This window comes from Vibrio sp. 704 (assembly GCF_033339295.1).
The window spans coordinates 1-1,142 of sequence record NZ_JAWOUH010000100.1 but is presented as its reverse complement, the minus strand read 5'-3'; the positions used below and the strand labels follow the sequence as shown (position 1 = coordinate 1,142).

At 51.9% G+C, this 1,142-nt stretch carries 1 protein-coding gene; it reads right to left on the bottom strand.

All coding sequences use genetic code 11. From position 1 onward, the window contains the following. Positions 1–1,142, bottom strand: a 1,142-nt coding sequence (locus R7R24_RS24725) for a tandem-95 repeat protein (RefSeq protein ID WP_318119731.1), incomplete at both ends; no start/stop codon positions are given.

Sequence of the window (1,142 nt, the reverse complement as noted above, 5' to 3'; positions counted from 1 at the left end):
TCCGCCAAGGTTTGGTCTGCAATGTTGCTTTCAACCACAGGCGTGTCGTTCACCGCATTCACGGTGACGTTGACCGTCGCTTGGTCAGTCAGTGCACCATCGCTAACGGTGTAAGTGATTTCAGCGTCACCATGGAAGTTCTCAGCCGGTGTGAACACCAACTTGCCGTCAACAATTTCAACTGTACCTTGGTCACTCGGCACAGACGCCGAATCAATGCTTAACGTATCACCATCGATGTCAGTATCGTTTGGTAGGACATCAATCGTCACTGGCGTGTCTTCGTCAGTGACAGCGGTATCATCTTTTGCCACTGGCGCGTCATTCACTGGCGTCACATCGACGTTCACCGTGGTGAATTCCGATACTCCGCCCGATGTAACGATATAAGTGAAGCTGTCTGTCCCGTGGAAGTTGTCGTTTGGTGTATAAGTGACGCTGCCGTCCGGGTTGACCGAGACCGTGCCGTTGGCTGGACCGTTATTGCTATCGAGCGACACCACTTTGTCGTCGCCTTCGAACGTGTCGTTACCTAAAACCTTGATGATGGTTGGTGTGTCTTCCACAACCGTCGCGCGGTCAGATTCAATATCTGCCACTGGCGCTACTGTGAAGTTCACCGTTTGGCTAACGCTCTCGCCGCTTGGATCGGTCGCCGTAAACGTCAGCGCTTCTGAGCCGTTCCAGTCTGCCGTTGGAGTGAACGTAGCAATCCCATTGACGATCGCCACTTGAATGTTGCTGTTGCCAGAGATGCTAAACGTTAACTCGCCATCCACGTTATCCACATCGCTGAAAGCGGTATTCAGATTGATGCTGTATGGCGTAAAATCTTCCGCCAAGGTTTGGTCTGCAATGCTACTTTCAACCACAGGCGTGTCGTTCACCGCATTCACGGTGACGTTGACCGTCGCTTGGTCGGTCAGTGCACCATCGGTCACGGTGTAAGTGATTTCGGCGTCACCATGGAAGTTCTCGGCCGGTGTAAAGACCAATTTTCCATCAACAATCTCAACTGTGCCTTGCGCTTCAGGTACAGACGCCGATTGGATAGACAACTTATCGCCATCAATATCGGTGTCGTTTGGCAGGACATCAATCGTCACTGGCGTGTCTTCGTCAGTAACGGCATTGTCATTGGT